The organism is Labilibaculum antarcticum (genome assembly GCF_002356295.1).
In the GTDB taxonomy this organism is placed as follows: domain Bacteria; phylum Bacteroidota; class Bacteroidia; order Bacteroidales; family Marinifilaceae; genus Labilibaculum; species Labilibaculum antarcticum.
In genome coordinates this window covers 2,596,886-2,619,340 of sequence record NZ_AP018042.1, presented here as the reverse complement: position 1 = coordinate 2,619,340, position 22,455 = coordinate 2,596,886, and the positions used below count along the sequence as shown (strand labels likewise).

At 35.2% G+C, this 22,455-nt stretch carries 21 protein-coding genes and 3 tRNA genes; 6 read left to right on the top strand and 18 right to left on the bottom strand.

The genetic code is table 11. The features are described 5' to 3' along the window. Nucleotides 1-40 precede the first annotated feature (40 nt). The 14 genes from ruvA to ALGA_RS10280 all read right to left on the bottom strand — a co-directional run bounded on the left by ruvA (nucleotide 41) and on the right by ALGA_RS10280 (nucleotide 11,601). A complete protein-coding gene (ruvA, locus tag ALGA_RS10345) occupies nucleotides 41-622 on the bottom strand; it encodes a Holliday junction branch migration protein RuvA (protein WP_096429243.1) in 582 nt (193 codons plus the stop codon). Between the two features lie 142 nt (nucleotides 623-764). Further along, nucleotides 765-1,820, bottom strand: a complete 1,056-nt coding sequence (gene pdxA / locus ALGA_RS10340) for a 4-hydroxythreonine-4-phosphate dehydrogenase PdxA (protein ID WP_096429242.1) — start codon at nucleotides 1,818-1,820, stop codon at nucleotides 765-767. A 235-nt stretch (nucleotides 1,821-2,055) separates the two neighbouring features. Then, a complete protein-coding gene (locus ALGA_RS10335) occupies nucleotides 2,056-3,495 on the bottom strand; it encodes a leucyl aminopeptidase family protein (protein WP_096429241.1) in 1,440 nt (479 codons plus the stop codon). A gap of 216 nt (nucleotides 3,496-3,711) precedes the next feature. After that, a complete protein-coding gene (locus ALGA_RS10330; protein ID WP_096429240.1) occupies nucleotides 3,712-4,092 on the bottom strand; it encodes a hypothetical protein in 381 nt (126 codons plus the stop codon). Nucleotides 4,093-4,095: 3 nt separating this feature from the next. Then, a complete protein-coding gene (locus ALGA_RS10325) occupies nucleotides 4,096-5,094 on the bottom strand; it encodes a DUF4837 family protein (RefSeq protein WP_096429239.1) in 999 nt (332 codons plus the stop codon). 28 nt (nucleotides 5,095-5,122) lie between these two features. Next, nucleotides 5,123-6,571: a lytic transglycosylase domain-containing protein gene (locus tag ALGA_RS10320; protein ID WP_096429238.1), complete on the bottom strand. Its 1,449-nt coding sequence runs from the start codon at nucleotides 6,569-6,571 to the stop codon at nucleotides 5,123-5,125. Nucleotides 6,572-6,785: 214 nt separating this feature from the next. Further along, entirely contained in the window at nucleotides 6,786-6,986 is a 201-nt protein-coding gene (tatA, locus tag ALGA_RS10315) for a twin-arginine translocase TatA/TatE family subunit (RefSeq protein WP_096429237.1), read from the bottom strand. Nucleotides 6,987-7,038: 52 nt separating this feature from the next. Next, entirely contained in the window at nucleotides 7,039-8,394 is a 1,356-nt protein-coding gene (gene rseP / locus ALGA_RS10310) for an RIP metalloprotease RseP (protein ID WP_096429236.1), read from the bottom strand. Nucleotides 8,395-8,473: 79 nt separating this feature from the next. Beyond that, a complete protein-coding gene (locus ALGA_RS10305) occupies nucleotides 8,474-9,622 on the bottom strand; it encodes a 1-deoxy-D-xylulose-5-phosphate reductoisomerase (protein WP_096429235.1) in 1,149 nt (382 codons plus the stop codon). Between the two features lie 24 nt (nucleotides 9,623-9,646). Next, complete coding sequence (locus ALGA_RS10300) at nucleotides 9,647-10,519, bottom strand: M23 family metallopeptidase (RefSeq protein WP_096429234.1); 873 nt, start codon at nucleotides 10,517-10,519, stop codon at nucleotides 9,647-9,649. A gap of 122 nt (nucleotides 10,520-10,641) precedes the next feature. Further along, nucleotides 10,642-10,713: transfer RNA gene (locus ALGA_RS10295), tRNA-Met, on the bottom strand. A 63-nt stretch (nucleotides 10,714-10,776) separates the two neighbouring features. Then, a tRNA-Met gene (locus ALGA_RS10290) sits at nucleotides 10,777-10,848 on the bottom strand. 63 nt (nucleotides 10,849-10,911) lie between these two features. Continuing rightward, a tRNA-Met gene (locus ALGA_RS10285) sits at nucleotides 10,912-10,983 on the bottom strand. Nucleotides 10,984-11,148: 165 nt separating this feature from the next. Next, the gene (locus ALGA_RS10280) at nucleotides 11,149-11,601 is read right to left on the bottom strand and encodes a DUF4268 domain-containing protein (protein ID WP_096429233.1); all 453 of its coding nucleotides are present in this window, start codon (nucleotides 11,599-11,601) and stop codon (nucleotides 11,149-11,151) included. Between the two features lie 131 nt (nucleotides 11,602-11,732). Between ALGA_RS10280 and ALGA_RS10275 the strand changes: the two genes are divergently transcribed. The 6 genes from ALGA_RS10275 to rnhA all read left to right on the top strand — a co-directional run bounded on the left by ALGA_RS10275 (nucleotide 11,733) and on the right by rnhA (nucleotide 18,349). Continuing rightward, a complete protein-coding gene (locus ALGA_RS10275; RefSeq protein ID WP_096429232.1) occupies nucleotides 11,733-12,881 on the top strand; it encodes a metallophosphoesterase in 1,149 nt (382 codons plus the stop codon). A 12-nt stretch (nucleotides 12,882-12,893) separates the two neighbouring features. Next, on the top strand, nucleotides 12,894-13,571 hold the full coding sequence (locus ALGA_RS10270; RefSeq protein WP_096429231.1) for a DUF4956 domain-containing protein: 678 nt from the start codon (nucleotides 12,894-12,896) through the stop codon (nucleotides 13,569-13,571). 19 nt (nucleotides 13,572-13,590) lie between these two features. Then, nucleotides 13,591-14,670: a hypothetical protein gene (locus ALGA_RS10265; protein WP_096429230.1), complete on the top strand. Its 1,080-nt coding sequence runs from the start codon at nucleotides 13,591-13,593 to the stop codon at nucleotides 14,668-14,670. Between the two features lie 45 nt (nucleotides 14,671-14,715). After that, on the top strand, nucleotides 14,716-15,321 hold the full coding sequence (locus ALGA_RS10260) for a ribonuclease HII (protein ID WP_096429229.1): 606 nt from the start codon (nucleotides 14,716-14,718) through the stop codon (nucleotides 15,319-15,321). A 265-nt stretch (nucleotides 15,322-15,586) separates the two neighbouring features. Then, entirely contained in the window at nucleotides 15,587-17,764 is a 2,178-nt protein-coding gene (locus ALGA_RS10255; protein WP_096429228.1) for a S46 family peptidase, read from the top strand. A gap of 126 nt (nucleotides 17,765-17,890) precedes the next feature. Further along, nucleotides 17,891-18,349: a ribonuclease HI gene (gene rnhA / locus ALGA_RS10250; protein ID WP_096429227.1), complete on the top strand. Its 459-nt coding sequence runs from the start codon at nucleotides 17,891-17,893 to the stop codon at nucleotides 18,347-18,349. A gap of 7 nt (nucleotides 18,350-18,356) precedes the next feature. On the opposite strand, the gene ALGA_RS10245 is transcribed toward rnhA, so the two are convergent. From ALGA_RS10245 to ALGA_RS10230, 4 genes are all read right to left on the bottom strand, one after another. Beyond that, nucleotides 18,357-19,382, bottom strand: coding sequence for a potassium channel family protein (locus ALGA_RS10245; protein WP_096429226.1), 1,026 nt, complete (start codon nucleotides 19,380-19,382; stop codon nucleotides 18,357-18,359). A gap of 10 nt (nucleotides 19,383-19,392) precedes the next feature. Next, complete coding sequence (locus tag ALGA_RS10240; protein WP_096429225.1) at nucleotides 19,393-19,743, bottom strand: S-adenosylmethionine decarboxylase family protein; 351 nt, start codon at nucleotides 19,741-19,743, stop codon at nucleotides 19,393-19,395. 66 nt (nucleotides 19,744-19,809) lie between these two features. Further along, nucleotides 19,810-21,351: a polyamine aminopropyltransferase gene (locus ALGA_RS10235; RefSeq protein ID WP_096429224.1), complete on the bottom strand. Its 1,542-nt coding sequence runs from the start codon at nucleotides 21,349-21,351 to the stop codon at nucleotides 19,810-19,812. Between the two features lie 211 nt (nucleotides 21,352-21,562). Continuing rightward, nucleotides 21,563-22,435: a DUF350 domain-containing protein gene (locus ALGA_RS10230; RefSeq protein ID WP_096429223.1), complete on the bottom strand. Its 873-nt coding sequence runs from the start codon at nucleotides 22,433-22,435 to the stop codon at nucleotides 21,563-21,565. Nucleotides 22,436-22,455 lie beyond the last annotated feature (20 nt).

Genomic DNA, 22,455 nt, shown 5'->3' with positions numbered 1-22,455 from the left:
GATGATTACCTTAGGTTAGTAAAGCAATTACGTTCTTCTATTATAATTGTTTCAAGGCCAGCTTAATTAAATCTTCTACACTTGCATCAAGATTTGCTGTAAATATTTTATCAATAACTTTAGTTACTGAATTCTTTGCAAAACCCAACATCACTAAAGCAGATAACGCTTCAGCCTTAGTAGTATTGTTCTGAGGTAAAGAAAAGTCAGAGATATCCGTATCTTTTCCCAGTTTATCTTTTAACTCGATAATAATTCTTTGAGCAGACTTAGCTCCAATTCCTTTAACTCCCTGCAAGGTTTTTACATCGCTTGAAATTATAGCAGTTTGTATTTCGGAAGGTGTTAAAGATGAAAGCATCATTCGCGCTGTATTTGCACCTACTCCTGATACCGAAATTAAATGGCGAAAAACACCTCTTTCATTAGCATCGAAAAATCCGAAAAACAAATGAGCATCCTCTCGAACAACCTGATGCAAATACAACTGTGCCTCCTTCTGTCCAGACAGTTTCGAATATGTATTCAATGAAATATTTAAAAAATAACCGATTCCGCTAGTTTCAACAACTACCGAAGTCGGTGTAAGATCATCAATAACTCCCTTTATATACTCAAACATAAAATATGAATTGAATTTTTCTGTTTAGACCCTTAAAATATGTAAAAATATGCAAATTTTACAATCAATACTTCGCTTTTAACAAAAAAAGAAAGAGCGATTCAAATTTAACCGCTCTTTTATTTTTTTTGTTAAAAATAAATTACGAATTTCTTGAAGATTCTGATAATTTCATCGGATTCTTACTGATTTCTGCAAAATTCTCCCGACTTCTAAAAACATCAATTGCCAGATACAAAGCTTGCTGAAAAGATTTTTCAGATGCTACATTTGTTCCTGCAATAGAATAAGCCGTTCCGTGAGCAGGTGATGTACGAACCTTGGATAATCCTGCTGTAAAATTCACTCCAGAATCAAAAGACAATGCTTTAAATGGAGCCAGACCCTGATCATGATACATTGCTAAAATAGCATCAAATTTTGTATAATCTGAAGAGCCGAAAAAGCCATCGGCCGGATAAGGTCCTAAGGCAATAATTCCTTTCTCTCGAACTTCCTCCAAAGCAGGAATTATTATATCAATCTCCTCTGTTCCAATTAAACCTTCATCGCCAGCATGTGGATTAAGACTTAACACAGCAATTCGTGGTTTTCTAATTCCAAAATCCTTTTGTAAAGAGCTATTTAAAATATTCAGTTTACTAATGATATTTTCTTTTGAGACAACCTCCGGCACCTTCGAGATAGGAACATGACCGGCAACAACGCCAACTCTAAGTTTATCACTAATCAAAAGCATTAATGATTTACCTGAATTCAATCTATTTTCCAAATATTCAGTATGTCCAGGGAAATGAAAATCTTTAGACTGAATATTCTTCTTATTTATTGGTGCTGTAACCAATACATCAATTAATCCCTTTTCTAGATCAGCAACAGCAGCTTCTAAAGCTTTAAAAGAAGATTCACCAGCACTAGGAGTTGATTTACCTAACTCAACTTTAATATTTTCGTCAATGCAGTTAATAATATTTGTTCGATTCGGATGCGCATCCGAAGCATCCATAATATTATTTAAACTAAAAGTTTCTATATTTAGAGCCTTCCTGTGATAAGCGGCTACTTTAGGAGAACCATAAATAATTGGAGTGCAAAGCTCATACATCCTATCATCTAGTAAGGCTTTAATAATAACCTCGTAGCCTATTCCGTTAATATCGCCATGAGTGATTCCAACTCTTATCTTAGTGTTTTTCATCTGTTATCTATTTATATCAGTGGACTGATATCATTTTCCAAAGTCTTTTTCAGCAATATTTGCCGAATAGAAAAAAATGATCAGTTATATAATTACTTCTTAAAATCACCTCCTGAAATAATGCAATTCAAAGAGTGACTAAGAAATATATTTGCAAGACATTGTGCCTCAATTATAAAAATTCATTACAAAAATAGAAAGATTCAATAAAAGAGCATCATCTTTTCGATTATTCCTAGGAGCGATATTGTTTAATAAATTCAAATAGCAAACGAACACCTACACCAGTGCCACCTTTCCCTCGATAATTATCCATTGGACTAACAAATGCGGGTCCGGCAATATCGAGATGAACCCAAGGATAATTCGTGAAATGTTCCAAAAATTTCCCGGCAGTAATTGCTCCGCCATCTCGTCCTCCAATATTCTTTAAATCCGCAATGTCCGATTTAATCAACTCGTCAAACTCTTCCCAAAAAGGAAATTCAACAAGTCTTTCGTACACTTTTTCACCCGATTCCTTTAATTGAATCATCTTCTTATTACTCTCTTTGTTCCCCATTGCAACAACGCCATACTTTCCTATAGCTGCTGCTGCTGCCCCTGTTAAAGTTGCCAAATCGACAACAAATTCAGGCTTATACTTATCGGCATAACTTAGAGCGTCCGCCAGCAACATTCTTCCTTCAGCATCGGTATTTAAAACTTCAACTGTTTTTCCATTATACATTTCGACAACATCGCCAGGAACATAAGCATTTCCACCTGGGCGATTGTCTGTTGCAGGAATCAATCCAATAACATGAATTGGTAATTTAGCTTTTGCGATTGCATAAATAGCTCCGGCCACCGATGCTGCTCCACCCATGTCTGACTTCATTAAATCCATACTATCTTTAGTAGGCTTAAGACTCAATCCTCCTGTGTCGTACACAACACCTTTCCCAACAAAAATAATTGGTTGCACATTAACAGCATCTTCCGATTTCCATTCTAAAATTGAGAAGGTTGGCTCATCGATACTACCTTTGTTTACTGCTAAAAGGCCTCCCATTTTTAAGCTCTCAATCTTTCTTTTCCCAAAAACGTCTACTGAAAAGCCTGCCTGAACGCCCATTTTTTGAATCTCTTCACTTAATTTTTGTGCGGTAAGGTAGCTTAAAGGTTCATTTACAAGTTCACGTGCAAACTTCACACCTTCCACAACTGCTTCCAGTTCATTTAGCTGTTTTTCACTTACCACATCACTATGAATAGTCAGATTATCAAGCGTATGTTTGGTTTTTTTTGTATCCGTGAAGTATTTTAAGAATTGGTAATTGGTTAAGGAAACTCCTTCTACAAAAGCTAATATTGCCTCTGAATGATTCAAGTAATCCTGTAGAATAATTTTAGAGATTTTACTTTCCTGAATCTTTGTGTGCAAAGAGAAGCCCAACTGCCTCATTTTTTCCAAATCAGAATTTGAATACACTTTATTGCTTGAAACGTGTAAATAAATTTTGTGCGTATAACGATTCAACTCAATTAATGTAACTTCAGCATCAATTTGATCTTCGGCAAACTTCATTTCCAAATCGGAAAGAGGAAGATTTTTATAATTATCAGTAGTTGCCAAATAAAGAATATTTTCATTCTGATCCGGCTTTTGAAAGCATTTTATTTCTATTTTCATCACACCTCATATTAGTTAAAACACTATAAATACCAACAGGTTAAATCGCATTCATCAAACAGAATAGCCGATCATGTGAATCAACAATCTCAAAATGCTAATGAATAAATATTTCCCGTTAATTTTTATAGTCAAGTAAAAATAGTAAAAAACTTAGCGTAAAGCATTACGCTTTGAATGGGAAAAATAAAACCGCAGCTGATAGCTGCAGTTCTTTTATAATTTATCTGGGTTTTCCTTAAAATAGTTCCTAATTAATACTTTTTTAAGTTCTCTTAGAATGATTAGTTCTGTTAGTAATTCTGATTTAGGAACATCGGGAAAATTTAATTCTGTTCTTATTATCTGTTTCTCACTTACATCTATCTGATACAACAGCAAAACCAAACGATGGTAATCACGATCCAATAGATGACTCAAGTGTTTATTGAGCTGAGTAAATAATTCTTCGTAGGCATTATGAATTTCTCCTGAAAAATGCACTTCCAACCCAAACTGATCAAAATCTTTTTCAATTTGTGCAGCAACCTGCCGAATCACCTCTTCGCGATTGCGATAAGGTTCAATACTTAAGTTTTTTAAATCAGGTAAATTCACGTTCTATTTCTTTTTAATACTCGTGTAAGAATACATGATAGCTTCCAGTTCTCTCAATAGTTCACGCTTGTCGTGGTTTGGATAATAAACATAAGAATCCATGCAAATAACTTTGTTATTCTTTTGATCAAGAAAAGTGATATTAACGAAAGGTCCGCCCATAAAATCGCCTTCAACTTTCCATAAACCTCTTGTTTCTGCGGCATAGTTATCGTGAAATTCGAATTGTCGGTTAGAAATAGGGAAATTCATTTCGGTAGCCATATAACTTCCTTCTTTAGGACCTGGAACAAATTTCCGAAGTAATAAATTTCTCTTACCAATTACCTGATCTTTCGTAAATGAATCTTCCGAAAGGTAATCGTAGCTATAAATAAACATCCCCTGACTTGTTGTTGGTGTTTCTTTACTAAGCCAAAGGAAATTATCCTCTTCTTTATTTATTGTATATCCGGCAGGAAAAGATAAGGTGAAATTATAATTCTTCTTTAATTTCTCAAATATTTCCTGAACCACATTCTTTTTAAAAACCTTAATTTTTCTTTCTCGTTCCCCAATATGGAAATAAGCGACAATCTTATTCTTATTTTCACTCAAAAGATTAATCATCTCCTCATTGCTTTTAGCCTCTATCTTCATAAACGATTGTGTTTTCGCATACGCTTCATTTTTTACAGAGAGCTTATTTTCAGCAACTTTTGAAGAAACCCGTAAATCTAAGATACTTCTGTGTGTCTTAAACATACTGGAAAACTCGTTATGGGAAATTTGTAGTATGTCGAACAATGGCTCATCTTGAGGCAAACCAATTTGAGTATCATTCAAAACCGATTTTAATGCATCTCCAACACTTCCTTCATATAAAGCATCATTGACTATCACAACCACCTCTCCGGATTTACCAGTTACTACAGGTCTTAAACCTTTTGTTGTTTTTTTGCAAGAAGAAATACTCACCACTACAAATAAACAAAGTACAGTTATTTTAAATATTCTCTTCATAATTTTAAATTTACAGAGACAAATGTTTCTATTCGTAACGAACTATTTTTAATACCATTCCTGGTTCTATTACTTTGGAACGATTGATACTATTTAATTCAACCAAATCGGTAATCGATTCTAGTTGAAAGCGATCTGCGATAGAGTTCAAACTATCTCCGGTCTGAACTTCGTAGAGTAAAAACTTACTTTTTTTCAACAAAGGATCTCTTTGTGGTTTTTGTGCCAATGTGTCAGAAGGATACACCCAAACTTTTAATTTTTGCCCAATACAAAGATTAGGACTATCCATTTCATTCCATTCTTTAATATTACTAATAGTACAGCCGTACTTCATTGCGATTTTATGAAAATACTCTCCCGCTTCTACCTTATGAATGATACAATACTTCCCTTTTTTCGTTGAAAGATCCTTCTGTAAATCGAGATATTTCTTAGGCTCATCTTTCATTCCGTAGATCTGCTCTTCCAGATCGATAAACTTACCAACCATTCCTATTGGAAGTATTAATTTGGCGGGAAGTTCACACAAGGGTATTAAATCACGTTTGTAAATTGGATTCAATTCCCGTACTGCTTCCAAAGGTAATTCCAACACATCAGCAACATGCTGGAAGGATATTGGCTTATTTACATTTACAGGAGATATTCTAAAATATGGATATTCATTTTTTGAAGGAACAATATTATGCTCCGAGCTAAAGTTCATTAAATAGTTTACAGCAATAAATGCGGGTACATAATTTCTAGTTTGCTCGGGCAAATAAGGTGATATTGCCCAAAAGTCAGTTTTCCCGCCTGAACGTTGAATGGCCTCGCGTACAATACCAGGTCCACCATTATAAGCAGCCAATGCAAGTTGCCAATCACCAAAAATTCGATATAAATACTGAAGGTATTTACAAGCTGCTTCTGTGGATTTTTCCGGATCCATTCTTTCGTCGATGTAAGAAGTAATCCTTAAATCGAACATTTTACTGGCGTTAAACATGAATTGCCATAAACCAGTTGCACCTGATCTTGACCTTGCTTTTGGATCCAGAGCTGATTCAATAACCGATAAATATTTTAATTCAAGTGGAAGTTGATACTTATCCAAATACTCTTCAAACAATGGGAAATACAATTCGGAGCGCTCTATAATTTTAGCTGTCTTTTCGCGATGTTTAATTGCGTATGCATCAATATATCTTCGAACAATTGGCTTAAAGTCCAATTGGATTGGGCTTTGACTGTTTAGCTCATCCATTCTCTTCTGATAGACTTCATCAGTAAAAACCGGAATGTAATTAGCATCAAGAACCTCATTTTCAGGAAGATCTTCTTTCAATATTTCCGACGTAAAATGAATCAGTCTCTGGTTGATCTCTTCAATATTCTCAGGCTTTTCTTTGCTTAGAATACTAAAAGGTGACTGAGCATCTGCTTGATTAGCAAACGCCAAGAAAATTAAAACAAGAAGTAAATATTTCCTCATAAATCTTAGCAATTAAATGCTCTTAAATTTCGCAAATAATTACGAAATGAAAATGTTTCAGCAACAAAATAACATAAAAAAAACACTTATTTCTAAATGTTTCACGCAAAATGAATCTAAATAACTAAAAAGTTAGTTTTCAACTTATTGTTTCTTCAATAGAAACAGAAAAAAACAGATAAAGAAAGGCAGGAATTATTCCTGCCTTTCTTTATTATTTATTACTAGATTCTTTATCCTTACTTTTATCCTGGTCGTCATCCTGGTCGGTAGCCTTTTTAAACTCTTTCATTCCTTGCCCCAATCCTTTCATTAGTTCTGGAATCTTTTTTCCACCAAAAAGAAGTACAATTACGAATACTATAATGATTATTTGCCATGGGCCAATCATTCCGGCTAAAACAAAAAGGTTCATATCTATTTATTTAATGATTTAGAATACTAAGTTACTATTTTTAATGAAATTCTTATTTCATATTGGAAATCCATTTTACCACATCATTTCCATTGGCAAATATCAAGAGGCCAAACAACAGCACCATTCCGGTTATCTGTGCATATTCCATGAATTTATCACCAGGTTTTCTTCCGGTAATTATCTCATACATTAAAAACATTACATGTCCGCCATCTAAAGCCGGAATTGGCAATATATTCATGATAGCTAATATGATCGACAAGAAAGCTGTTAAATTCCAAAAAGCTTGCCAGTTCCAAACACCCGGAAAAATACTACCGATTGTCATAAAACCACCTATCGATTTATAAGCTTGGGTTTCAGAAGAGAAAATCAGTTTAAACTGCTTTAAATAATCCGTCAATTTATCAATCCCCTTATTAAAACCAGCAGGAATTGATTCTACAAAGCTGTATTTTAAAGTAGCATACTCAAACAAACCGGACTCCATCTGAGTATAGAATCCTATTTTTCCATCTTGTCCGATTGTAAGTTTAACTTCCAATTGCTTTCCTTCACGATTCAACTGAACCAATACATCCTGACCTTTCTTAGAGTGTGTAAAAGTCTCAAATTGATCGTAGTATTCAAAACCAACGGAGTCAATCGAAACAATTTTATCTCCTTTTAAAATACCAGCCTCGTTTGCAGGAGATTCCTTCATCACTTTTCCGATAGACATCGCACTGTAAGGGAAGCGAATACCAAAAATCGGATCTAATGAAAATCCTTTACTACTTTTCGCCAGTAAATCAGGCACAAAAGAAGAAGGAATGTCAACACTTAGCAGCTCATTATTTCTTGTGAACTGAATTGACTTAGGACCATTCAAGAGAATATCAGGTACGATATCATTAAACTTTTCTATTTTCTCATTATCCAATGAAACGATCTTGTCGCCATCCTGTAAACCGATACTCTCGGCCAAAGAATCACAAACCACTCCGTATTTTACATTTTCGACTGGAAGATATTGCTCACCCCAAGTATAAAGAACTGCTATATATATAACGAATGCTAAAATGAAATTCACCAGAACACCACCAACCATGATCAATAATCTTTGCCATGCTGGCTTCGATCTAAATTCGTATGGCTCAGGGGGCAATTTCATTTGCTCCTTATCCATCGATTCATCAATCATTCCGGAAATTTTCACGTAACCACCAAGTGGTAACCATCCAATACCGTATTCAGTTTCGCCTTTTGTAAATTTAAACAAAGAAAATCCAGGATTGAAAAACATATAAAATTTTTCAACTCTGGTTTTGAACAATTTTGCAAAGGTAAAATGCCCTAATTCATGTAACACAACCAATATGGACAAACTCAACAAAAACTGTCCTATTTTAACAATTACTTCCATTCAATTTTCAATTAATAATTTAAACACTTTGCCAGTAAACAAACCGGCAAAATTAACGGATGTCTAAGATAGACATTTTTTACAACATAGATAATGCCATTTTTCTGGCTTCCATATCTGTTAATACATAATCTTCGTAAGTCGGATTTTTAATAAATCCGGTTTTGTGCATACAGTTTTCTATGATATCACTCATCCGTAAAAAACCAACTTCATCTTTTAAAAATGCCTCAACCACAATCTCATTGGCGGCATTAACAATACATGGCAAATTCCCGCCTTTTTCCATTGCCTGAAAAGCCAAATCTAAATTTTTAAAATTCTTTGAATCGGCACTTTCGAAACTTAGATTGGGATAATCTAAAAAATTAAATCGAGGGAAATCTGTTTTTAATCTATTTGGATAAGTAAGAGCAAATTGAATAGGCAGCTTCATGTCCGGCAATCCCATTTGTGCTTTCATCGATCCATCTTCAAACTGTACAATAGAATGAACAATTGATTGCGGATGCACAATCACATCAATCTGTGAAGATTTTAAATCAAACAGCCATTTAGCCTCAATCGCTTCGAATCCTTTATTCATCATACTAGCCGAATCGATTGTAATTTTCGCTCCCATATCCCAGTTAGGATGATTTAGGGCTTGCTTAGAAGTTACATTTTCAAGAAATTTCTTATCCTTTCCTCTAAATGGGCCTCCTGATGCCGTCAAATAAATCTTTTCGATAGAATTATCAAATTCACCCGACAGGCATTGAAAGATTGCAGAATGTTCTGAATCTACGGGATAAATATTAACCCCATTCTCCAAGGCCAATTTTTGAATTATTTCACCAGCAACTACAAGAGTTTCCTTATTTGCCAGAGCAATATTCTTTTTTGCCTCAATTGCTTTTATGGTAGGAAGAAGTCCCGAATATCCAACCATGGCAGTAACCACAACATCAATTGATGACATTTGCACCACTTGCGCAATTGCATCCATTCCCGCATAAACCTTAATTGGTTCATCTTTCAAGGCCTCTGACAATTCAGCATACTTATCTTCACAAGCGATTACAACAACATCTGGATGGAACTTTTTAGCCTGCTGAATCAACAACTCAATATTTTTATTAGCAGTTAGTACATCCACAACAAATTCATCGGGATTTGCTTCCACCACTTCTAAGGTCTGCGTTCCAATGGAACCTGTAGATCCCAAAATCGCAATATGTTTACTCATCAATAATTCGAGTTTTGTTTGTATTTAGAATTTGATATAATCTTCAGGATTTAATGCACGACCATTGTGCCACAGCTCAAAATGCAAATGTGGCCCAGATGTAAGTTCTCCTGAATTTCCCAGCAAAGCAATTGCCTCACCAGCTTTCACATGCTCTCCTGTCTTTTTCAACAACTCGGAGTTATGCTTATAAATGGATAATAAATTATTTGAGTGTTGTATTTGAATAACGTATCCTGTATTTAATGTCCATTCTGAAAATATAACTGTCCCATCTAAAATCGATGAAATTCGGGCATTCATACCTCCAACAATATCGGTTCCAAAATGTTCAATTTTACTGTCATAATGATTTGATATCAAACCACTCATTGGCGGAAAAAAGAGAGTATTTAATAAGCCCCTAGGTTTTGCTGCACTTCCAAGAGATAAATTATACTTCTCATCCTCCTCGTGTTCTTTCCGGAAAACCGAATCGTTAGAAGAGGTACTAAAACTTAAATCTTTATATCGAGGGTCGACAATAGAATCGGCGGGATTTTCCAGAACATTATCGAAATCATTTCCAGAAATCACATTCCGAATTCCTTGAAAGAAGCGATCTTTCTGATCAAGTTCCAGAATCAGAGAATCAACTAAAACAGCATTGTTCTCAATGTTTTTTCGCATTTCACCATCAGGATAGCCTGGAATATATTCACGCAAGGGAGTAAATGCAATAAGCAGGGTTACCAAAGCTATCAGGATAATTGAAAATAATCCGGTAACGGTAAATACATTTAAACGGGATAATCGAATCGACAATACTTCATCAAAAGTACCTTCGTTAGAAATAGTTAACCTGTATTTGTTTTTTAACTTTTCAAGCAAGGGCTTTTTCTCTTTTAAACGACTCATAATGAACTGATCTAAAATATTTACGCAAAGGTAAGAGAATTAGCGTAAAATGGTTGATTATAGGAGGGTTAAAATTGGCAATAAAAAAAGGGCTTTGGATTTCTCCAAAGCCCTTTCGCTAGTAGCGGGAGCCAGACTCGAACTGACGACCTTTGGGTTATGAGCCCAACGAGCTACCACTGCTCCATCCCGCAATATATTTTTGAAAGATTCTCTCTTATTATGTCTTTGTAGGCTTATTTAATCCTAACTCTTTGTAGCGGGAGCCAGACTCGAACTGACGACCTTTGGGTTATGAGCCCAACGAGCTACCACTGCTCCATCCCGCAATATATTTTTGAAAGATACTCTCTTACTATGTCTTTGTAGGCTTATTTAATCCTAACTCTTTGTAGCGGGAGCCAGACTCGAACTGACGACCTTTGGGTTATGAGCCCAACGAGCTACCACTGCTCCATCCCGCAATATATTTTAAGACATATCTTTCGTTTTGCGACTGCAAAGATAGGAGGCTTTTGTTCGAAAACAAAGTTATTGCAATAAAATTCCAACAAACCCTTACCAGCACTGCTTTCAATAAGGATTTACATCCTGTTTATCACACAGATACAGGTCCAAAAAAAAATACGCTACACTCCTTGCAATACAACATCTTTAACATCTAAATATGCTTCTTCCAAAATTGACATTTTCGAGAACATGAATTCAAAGTAACTTTCCCATTCTTCTTTTTTATATATCGATGCTCCGTCCAAATGATAGTAAATCATGCCAACATCCTTAAATCCCTTAATAAAATAGTCTTTCTCCCACTTTAAATCGGCACCACAAGCATCAGCTATCACTGGCTTATACATCTCAAACCTTTCAAATACAGAATGCCTTTTTGACTCGAGTTTACTATCAACTTGCAAAATAACAAAAGCACCATCTTCATTCAAATCAAACTTTAACTGTACTTCCTTAATTTGTGTTCCACGTAAAACCCAAGAAGTCATCTTTCTTCCCTTTTCTTTTGAATATCTTTTAAATCCATCCCAAAACTGGATCTTAATTTCTTTCGATTCTTCTTTTGTATACATACTGATTCTTTTTTTACAAAAATAAGGATATCTTATTAGATATACATGATTAACAAGAATATGAATTTGATTTAATTAAAATAGAAATTAATCTTATCTTTAAAGACTCTAAATAACACAATAAGATATTAATGCAAATAAAACCGATCTACTCATTCCTGCTCCTTCTATTCACACTTGCCTCTTTTGATTCGCAAGCAGCTACAGAACAGGATACTATCAGCAAGGACTCCTTGCTTGTAGGAAGCTATGTAGAAGGCCCGCACGTCAGATACATTTCATCATCGAAAGTGGAGGCTTTTTATGTGGTACACGACAGCATTAAGAACAAAACCAGAAAAATAAGTAAGACTTTTCGATTTAAACATGACACATTAACCTTTATGGGATTTGCGGGAAATGACACGTTAACTTATACTATTCCTCATAAAATCAAACCTGAATCTGGAGAAAATCCTTCCAATAACAGAATTGTAGTTTTGGGAGATATCCATGGTGAATTTGAATCATTGTTAGCTATTCTTCGGTACAACAAAATTATTGATAAGAACAATAGATGGGACTATGGTGATGGACAAGTAGTATTTACCGGTGACGTGTTCGACAGGGGAAATAAGGTTACAGAATGTTTGTGGTTCATTTTCCAACTAGAAATTCAGGCCAAAAAACAAGGAGGTATGGTTCATTATCTTCTGGGAAATCATGAAACGATGGCTCTGTTGTTTGATGATCGATATGTGATAGATAAGTATCAGCATGCCGCTCATCATGTAAACTTTCACTACTCTCATTTCTTTGACAAACACTCCATTTTAGGAAAATGGCTGCGATCCAAAAACACACTTGTCCGCATTGGTGAACAGTTATTTGTACATGGCGGTATTTCACCTGAACTTATAGCGAAAAAAATGAGTATTAATGAGGTGAATGATGGAATGAGATATCATCTAAATAATTATACCGAGCTGGCAGATACAACATTAGTTGACATATTTTTATTTTCAAATAGTCCGTTATGGTATCGTGGATATTTATCAAGAACTCCAAAATACGATCGAATATCTTTACAAGAAGTACTTAAAACACTGGAATTTTACAATTCTACTGTTATTATTTTTGGACACACTCCTGTTGCCAGAGTATATCCATTTTATTCGTTTAAGCTAATTGCGATGGATGTTCCCATAGGTGATCCAAACTATATTGATCAGGGCTTACTTATAGAGAATCAGAAATATTATCGGATATTTGCACATAAGGAAAAGGAACGATTACAATAAAACTGAAACAACATGGAATTTTTTACTGATATAATAACAAACCCGAATATTCCGACATCAATTATTTATTCGAATAATCTTCTTGAATTGTCACTTCGGTTTATACTCAATTTATTGGTAACTGTTTTTGTTATCAATTACGTTTATTTCAGAGCTACAGGAAAACGATCCTATGTTTTTACCTACATCATGATTAGTACAACTGTATTTTTCCTTTGTTTTTTACTTGGAAGTATTGAGTTACAGCTAGGTTTTGCTCTTGGACTATTTGCAATATTTGGAATTATCAGGTACCGTACCGATACCATACCAATTAGGGAAATGACCTACCTGTTTCTTGTTATTACCATATCAGTAATTAATGCTTTAACCAGAGGTGAAGTTAGTTTTGGTGAAATAGCCTTCACAAATGCAGCTTTTATGGCAACCACCTGGGTAATGGAAAGAGTATGGATGAAACGTCATTTGGCCAGAAGAACAATCGTTTATGACCGGATTGATTTAATTCACCCAAGCAGACATCAGGAATTGATAGACGACATCGAAACCCGAACAGGAATGGAGGTCGCAAAATTTAGTATTGGACAAATAGATCTAGCAAAAGGGAGCATAAAACTAATTGTATTCTACAGAGAAGAAGCAACTCCAAACATATTAACCGACGCCGAAATAAGTGAAAGAATTACTTGACTAACGAAACATTTCATTGATGATAAAAACATTTCGACACCACACTTTTCTAACAGTCTTCCTTTTTTTACTAGGATGCTCAAGATTGCTTGCAAGTAGTCAGGAAGTGATTGATTCTGTTTATCATGCGCCAGATTTATTTGCATCCGATTCCCTTTTAGAATTATCAATCAACACCGATCTGAAAGCACTCATTAAGGATGTTGGTAATAAAAACAAATACCACAAAGGAAGATTATCCTACCTATTAGGGGATTCAATTGTATCTATGATTGTAGAACTTAAAACCAGAGGCAATTTTAGAAAAAACCGGAGTATATGTGCATTTCCTCCTCTAAACATAAAATTTAATAAAGCAGGATCAAATTATTCTCTCTTCCACGATAACAACAAACTAAAATTAGTTACACATTGTCAGAATCGCAATGAAAGGTTTGAGCAAATGCTTATGCAGGAATATCTGATCTACAAAGCATACAATATTTTTACCCCAGAAAGTTTTAGAGTTCGTTTGGCTAAGATAAGCTATAAAGACAGCGAAGATAAAATGAAGCCGATTACAAAATTTGCTTTCTTTATAGAAGATTTTAAACAGATGGCTAAGCGGAATGGTAAAATAACTCGTTATGACACCAAAGTGCACCAGGATCGCACCAATATTGGCAAAGTAACAAAACTTGCCATTTTCCAATACATGGTTGGAAACACAGACTGGGGAGTACCAACCCTTCATAATATTAAACTTATTTCGAAGACGCCAACCTCACGCCTTATAACTGTACCTTATGATTTCGACTGGGCTAGTTTAGTGAATGCTCCTTATGCCATTCCTAATGCTAAATTGGATATTCAATCCATTCATGATCGACTTTACAGAGGTTATCAAAGAACTGCAGAGGAACTTGAATACATCTTCAGGGAGTTTAGAATAAAAAAAGAACTTTTATACGACTTATACACTAGTTGTCCTTATTTGGATGATAAAGAAAAAGAACGTGCCTTAAATTATTTTGATGAGTTTTACGAAATCATAGACAATCCTAAAAGTATAAAGTCTGAATTCATTGATGGAGCCAGAATTATAAGGCATAAAAACTAAATAGATCGAAAATTCGATCTATTTTTGCCAACAAATATTGCATCTATGAATGGTTTAGCCTCCTATTTACACAAAAATACAATTGAAGCTGGTTGCGACGAAGCAGGACGAGGATGTCTTGCAGGACCAGTATTCGCATCGGCAGTAATCTTACCCGAAAATTTCACTCATAAATTATTAAATGATTCAAAAAAACTTTCTGAAAAGAACAGGTATTTGCTTCGTGATGTAATTGAGAAAGAAGCCATTGCCTGGGCCGTTGGAATTGTCAGCCACACAGAAATTGATCAGATTAATATTTTGAACGCTTCATTTTTAGCCATGCACCGAGCTATTGAACAGCTAAAAATTAAACCGGAGCATTTACTCATTGATGGAAACCGCTTTACGCCCTATCCGGAAATCAAACATACTTGTATCGTTAGAGGAGATGGTAAATACTTATCTATTGCCGCAGCCTCAGTTCTGGCAAAAACTTATCGTGATGACTATATGTTATCTGAACATGAGAAATTTCCTGGGTACGATTGGAAAAATAACAAAGGTTATCCGACAAAAAAACATCGATTGGCAATTCGGGAGTATGGAATCAACTCCATCCACAGAAAGACATTTAGACTTTTATCAGATCAACTTGAGTTCAAGTTTTAGGGAAATACGGCTCATTAACAGATTATTATAAATTCTCTTCAACGAGAAAAATGCAGGGTTCATCGAATTTCCCAATTCCAGCACGAAGAATAAACAACTAACTATCAGAACTTTAGTTTTCAGTGCACTTTTTATCATTCGTAACAGAAAAGCGTAATTGCATATTAATAGTAACTTTGCTAATCAACTAAATACTTACAACAACAATTAACCAAATTAGTTTACAAAACTACTTTGGTTAGATTAAAAATTTAAAGCAACTAAAATGAGAAAATTTGCATCATTAATTTTGGGACTAAGTTTACTACTTAGCTATTCCAATGCAAAAGCAGATGAAGGCATGTGGCTTTTATCTCTATTAAATAAGAATGCTGCCGAAATGCAGGCAAAAGGTTTAAAATTATCTACCGATGATATTTATAGTATCAACAAGAGTAGTTTAAAGGATGCGATTGTTGGTCTGGGAACCGAAGGAAGACCATTCCGTCATTTCTGCACTGGTGAAATTATCTCTGATCAGGGATTGTTTCTTACAAATCACCACTGTGGTTTTGGTGCTTTACAATCGCACTCTACAACCGAACATGATTACCTTTCTGATGGGTTTTGGGCTTACGACAAAAAAGAAGAGCTTACTAATCCTGATATTACAGCATCTATTTTAGTTCGTATGGCAGATGTATCGAAAGAAGTTCTTTCGGTAGTGAATGACGAAATGACTGAGGAAGATCGCTACAAAGCAATTGAAAAAATTGCCGTAGAATTGGAGAAAAAAGCTGAAGAAGGAACTGAGTATAAAGCAAATGTTAGAAGCATGTTTGAAGGAAACCAATATTTCCTTTTTGTATATGTAATTTATAAAGATGTTCGTTTAGTGGGGGCTCCGCCACAATCGATGGGTAAATTTGGTGGCGATACAGATAACTGGATGTGGCCACGTCATACTGCAGATTTCTCTATGTTCAGAATTTATACCGGACCTGATGGCAAACCTGCTTCTTACTCGGCAGAAAATATTCCATTAAAACCAAATCATCATCTTCCTGTATCTGCTAAAGGAGTAGAGGAACAAGATTTTGCAATGATTATGGGATTCCCTGGAACGACCAATCGTTACCTTACCTCTTTTGGTTTGGAGGAAACCATGAAAATAACCAACCAAAACCGTTATGATATCCGTACTTTAAAGTTGGATATTATGAAGAAGGATATGCTTAAGGATGCTAAAGTTCGTATTCAATATGCATCTAAACATGCTGGTAGTGCCAATTATTGGAAATATTCATATGAGCAAAACAAAGCTCTTGCGAAATTGAATACCATGGGACACAAGCAAGAAATTGAAACGGAATACTTGGAATGGGCGAATAAGAAATCAAAAAGAGCTAGTAAATATGGAAAAGCTCTTGATATGATTGCTCAGGTTTATGCTGAACGTAAAGAAGTAATGAATGCTAGCTCTTACCTAAGAGAAGCCTTACTAAGCGGTGCCGAAATGCCTGTTTTTACAATTAAATTAGGCGGATTAAAATCATTACTTGCGGCCGACACTCTAAATAACGTAGCTATTGATAAAGAAATTACTGATTTACGTCAATCTGCTGAAGGATTCTATAAAGATTATAATGCTCCAACCGATCAAAAACTGATGGCTGGCATGTACAAAATGTACGCAGAGAATATACCAACAGAACAACAGCCAGAAATATTCAAAACGTTTACTGAAAAATATAGCAACGACTTTGATAAATTAGCTTCTGATGTTTACACAAACTCTGTTTTTGCAACATCTGAAAGCTTTAGTAAGTTTCTTGACGCACCAGAACTAGAAACTCTTGAAAATGATATTGCCTTTAAAATTGGTAATTCAATAATTGCAAAATATAAAGAAATTAGAGGTGAGCTATCAAAAGGAGCTGAAGAATTACAAAAAGGGAAACGTCTTTTTGTTGATGGTATCATGCAAATCAACAAAAAGAAAAACCTATCTCCTGATGCAAATTCATCTCTCCGATTAACCTATGGTAATGTTGGCGGATACACTCCGAAGGATGGCGTTTACTATAAGCATTTCACAACTCTAAAAGGAGTAATGGAAAAAGAAGATCCAACAAATGATGAGTTTGTTGTTCCTGCTAAACTGAAAGAGTTATATAATAAGAAAGACTTTGGTCAGTATGCTGATAAAAATGGCAATTTACCTGTTTGTTTCTTAACCAACAGTGATATTACCGGTGGTAACTCTGGTTCTCCTGTAATTAACGGAAACGGTGAGCTAATTGGTACTGCTTTTGATGGTAATTCTGAGGCTATGTCTGGAGATATTGATTTTGAAGAGAATCTTCAAAGATGCATTAATCTTGATATTCGCTACACACTTTTCATTATTGACAAGTTTGCTGGTGCTCAAAATCTAATTGACGAAATGACTATTGTGAAGTAATTAATCTCTCACAAAATATTTTAAAGGATGTTCGAATTTTCGGACATCCTTTTTTATGCACACAATAAAACACTGAGAGAAATGTAAATTTTGTTACTTTTGATTTGAAAACCTCAAAACAAAAATATGTCATCAAAAGTAATCATGTATACTGATGGAGCAGCAAGTGGAAACCCCGGGCCGGGCGGTTACGGGACTGTTCTAATTTCAGGAAAGCATCGTAAAGATTTAAATCAGGGATTCAAGCTGACCACAAACAACAGAATGGAGCTAATGGCTGTAATTGTTGGATTGGAAGCTCTAAAAACTCCTGGATGTGATGTTACAGTTTACTCCGATTCGAAATACGTGGTTGATTCGGTTGAAAAAAAGTGGGTTTTCGGTTGGGTTCAGAAGCGTTTTAAAGGGAAAAAGAATGCCGATTTGTGGATACGATTTCTGGAAATTTACAAAAAGCACAATGTGAAATTTGTTTGGATAAAAGGTCACGCTAACATTCCTGGAAACGAACGTGCCGATCAGCTAGCAGTTATGGCTTCTCAAGCTCCTAATCTTCCTGATGATGTTGGATATAATCCTGAATAGAATTCGATTACTCACCTTCCTTCACGCCAAAGAAATTCTCGAGGTTCTTTTTAGTTTCTCCGCTAGAGATTACAATCAAGTAATCGCCCGTTTCAATCATTGTCCCTTTTGGTGGATTCTTCATTAACATGCCATCCTTCACCATCCCAATCAAAATTGCGTTATGATCCAACTTCAGTTTCATGAAAGCATCCATATATTCCTCATCTGAAAAATCGCAATCTTCTATAATTATATACTGCTGAATGTCCGAATCGTCATCGTCAATACTTGTAGAAATTAAATCTTCGGTATAAGTAGCTACATAAGGCTCAAACAAATAAGATGCTACCAATTTTGAGGCGACTTCACTCTGTGCAATTACGTGAACAATACCAGCATTCACAAAAGTTTCTCTCAAACTTGGATTTAAACAAGTAACCACTACATTCGCCTCGGGGTATCTTTTCTTTAAGTTGATCACAAAAACCAAGGTTTCCGAATCGTCATCAAAATTCACAAATATTCGTTTTGAACCCTCAACATTCACTTTATTTAAAGCTTCTACATTTGAGTAATCAGCAAAAAGACTAAATGTATTTTTAGAAGAGTACAAATCAGCAATTAAATCCAAATCAGCTTTATTGTTGGTTACAAAAGCAACTTTTTGTCCTGCCTGAATAATCTGACTAGCAACTTTTTGTCCGAATTCATTCCAGCCAATAATGATGTAATGATTATCAAAATCACTTCCCCAGAAACCACTTTTTTTCTTTTCCATATACTGATTAAATCTAACAGTTACTTCACCAATTACAAATCCCAATATTCCCAAACTTCCGATAATCACGATTAAGCCGATAATTTTACCCGCAAATGTTACCGGATAAAAATCACCATATCCTACCGTAGTAAGAGTTACAATGGCATACCAAAACGCATCTCCAATTGTCTTGATATTTGAATCAGGTGATTGCCCCTCAAAATACTTAATTGCCAATATTGCAATCACGTATATTAAAAATGCAATAAAGATACTTAGCCTTTTCCTCATGTGCTTCTAATTATTCCGGTACACAAATTTCTACTCCATCTCCGTTCCATTTCACGTTCAGCTTGCTTGCATTTACCAGGCTTTGGAAATCTTCTGCTTTTTTTTGGTTGCAACTGCTTAACTCAACATACGACCATCCTTTATCAGGAAAAGTATGAATAGCCAAATGCGATTCAGCAAGCAACCAAAATGCCGTATATCCCTGAACCGGGAAATGATGATCGGTAAAATTCAAAATCACAAAGCCAACCTGCTCCAAATAATATTGAAACTGCGCTTGCAATACTTTTGAATCATGTTCCGAAACCCAGAATCGAAGATTATGAATTTTTGCTGATAATATTTTTGTTTTCGTCTCCATTCGACGTTAATTTTTATGATTATGAATCGATTAAAAGTAGCGTTGCAGCATGCTAGAACACTACTTTTAATAAAGATCCCAATTGCCTTTCAAATAATACTTATACAGTACAGGTTCATGAATTCGGTTAATATACACACTATCCTTTTCCCAAGGATAAAAATCCTTACCAAAAGATGTGATCAGCATCATTGCTTCCCTATTGATCCAACGAGTTGGTACATCAAATTCCAGATTCTGTAATTGTTTCTTTACATTTTCACCAGTTGTATTCTTCACTCCTAAATTCCATCCCCATTCGCCCAAGGTTAATACCTGATTGTGCAGTGGAACCGTTTCAAAACCAGCACTTCTCATTGTCTCTAAAATACACAAGAATGCCTGAGTTGCAAAATACGGACTGCCAGACTGAGTCACAATCACTCCGCCGGGACGCATGTGTTTGTAACACAGTTTATAGAATTCATGTGAATACAATCGCCCCAATTCTATGTTACGAGGATCCGGTAAATCAATAATAATCACATCGTAATAATCATTATTCGATATCAAATACTTGTAACCATCATCATTCAAAACCTCCACTTTTTCGTTAGTTAAGGAATTCTGATTAAGATTGGTTAGAATAGGATGTGTTTTTCCCAATTTTGTCATAGCCGGATCTAAATCTACCAAAGTTATGTGTTCTACTTTTGGATATTTTAGAATTTCCCGAACTGCGCATCCATCACCACCACCTAGTACCAAAACGTTAACCGGATTTGGATGCAAAGTCATAGCAGGATGCACCAAAGGCTCATGATACATGAGTTCATCACGTGTACACAATTGCTCATTACCATTCAAATACAACCAGTAATCATTCTTCCATTCAGTGATTACAATGCGCTGATATTTTGTCTGCTCTGTGTAAATAATCTTATCAGAGTACTTTTGTTGCTCCCCGTATTTAATGATTGGATCGGTAACAAAAATACCAGTAGTCAGCGAAATCATAATGAATACAGCAAAGCCAATCAATAATTTTCTATCTGAAGATTTTAACAGATCCCAAAGAAAAATCAACACAACAATAGAGACCGAAAAATTTACAAAACCAAGAATAAAAGGCGTATAAATTAATCCAAATACCGGTAATCCGATAAAGGCAAAAAATATCCCTCCCAGTAAACTTCCATAATAATCGTTCTCTAAAATATTGGAGATATTAAATCTTAATTTCTCGTAATCTTCGTTAATACGAATCACCAAAGGAATTTCCATTCCTATTAACAATCCAATGCATATTGCCAGACTATATATAAGGATTCCAATAGATTGCGTGTAAGCCGAAGCGGTATAGACCAGCAAAGCGGCAAACGAAACGATAAACGATAATGCGAATTCCAATATCAGAAAACGCTTTAATAATTTGGTCTCAAAATTTTTAGTGAATCGACTACCCAAGCCCATAGAGAATAACATGAGTGAGATAATCATCACCCAATGAAATACCGAATTACCTAAAAAGTACTGAGCCAAAGTGGACAAAATATACTCTGATACTACACCGGAAAACCCAGTGGCAAAAATTGCCGCTTTTAATAATGTTGATTTATTCTTGAACACTTCTTCTTAATTCAGCATTTATAATTCGTGATTTTACAGGCACCAGCCCCTTTCCAGATAACTCCAGAAAGAGAAAAGTTCCAAAAACCTGTTGAGCCATGCTATTTCTAGCTAATCCTTTTTAAAAGGATGAAATATAAATCATGAGCACAAAGGATATTTTTTGAATTTATCCTGAAATTAAAAACTCATAATTCGTAATTCATAACTCCTATAAGCACCATGTGATTAGAACTGATCCACCGATGTAAGCAAATGCCTCAACCAGAGCTGCTCCAATATTTGGGTTTTCCTGATTAATGATTTCGTCGGTTAATCGTTCGCCTGGAAGTAATATTTTATCCGTAATCAAACGCATAACCGGCAATAGAATCAGACCAACGATAAGCTCAAAACCCGCTTCGGTAAAGGTTGGTAACCAACCTTCAAAATCGCCTGCTATTCCAAAACGGATTAAATTGGCAATCGCAATTATAGCTCCGGCAAATCCAATTCCAACCGCTACATTGTCTTTTTCAATGTGCTCGTGCAAGTTGTATGGGGTAATCCAATTGTAAATACGTGTAGTTACAATCAACGCTAACTGACCAAATGCCCAGAAGACAACTGCAGTAAGAATTCCAAACAGCATATTATCACTTTCACCCGATACTGCACCAAATATGATTAAACCTGATGCTACCGAAACAGCTCCTTCGACAACGCCGGTTCCTGCATTCTGATCCTCGATAATCTCCTTACGAACTGAAAAATTTCGAAGAATTAAATAATCTGACAAAAATATGGAAATGTTCAAAAGTACAATAGCCAACATACCGTAAACGGCTATGTCAATCACATCATTTACTAAACCATTCGATGGACCTACAATTGCACTTCCTATTGAGAACAATAGTCCGATATAGTAACCAACATGAGAAATGGCAAAGGCAAAATTATCCTTCTTCACTAACTCTTCTTTTACTTTAAAAGATGGATGAAGCAATTGATAAATAAATTTTCCAATCAGGAAAATAACAAATGCTGCCATGATATAAACCACAGCATCATAAACAATAAACGAAATTTCTGATAATGATATCATAAGTTTTAAATCTATGAGTT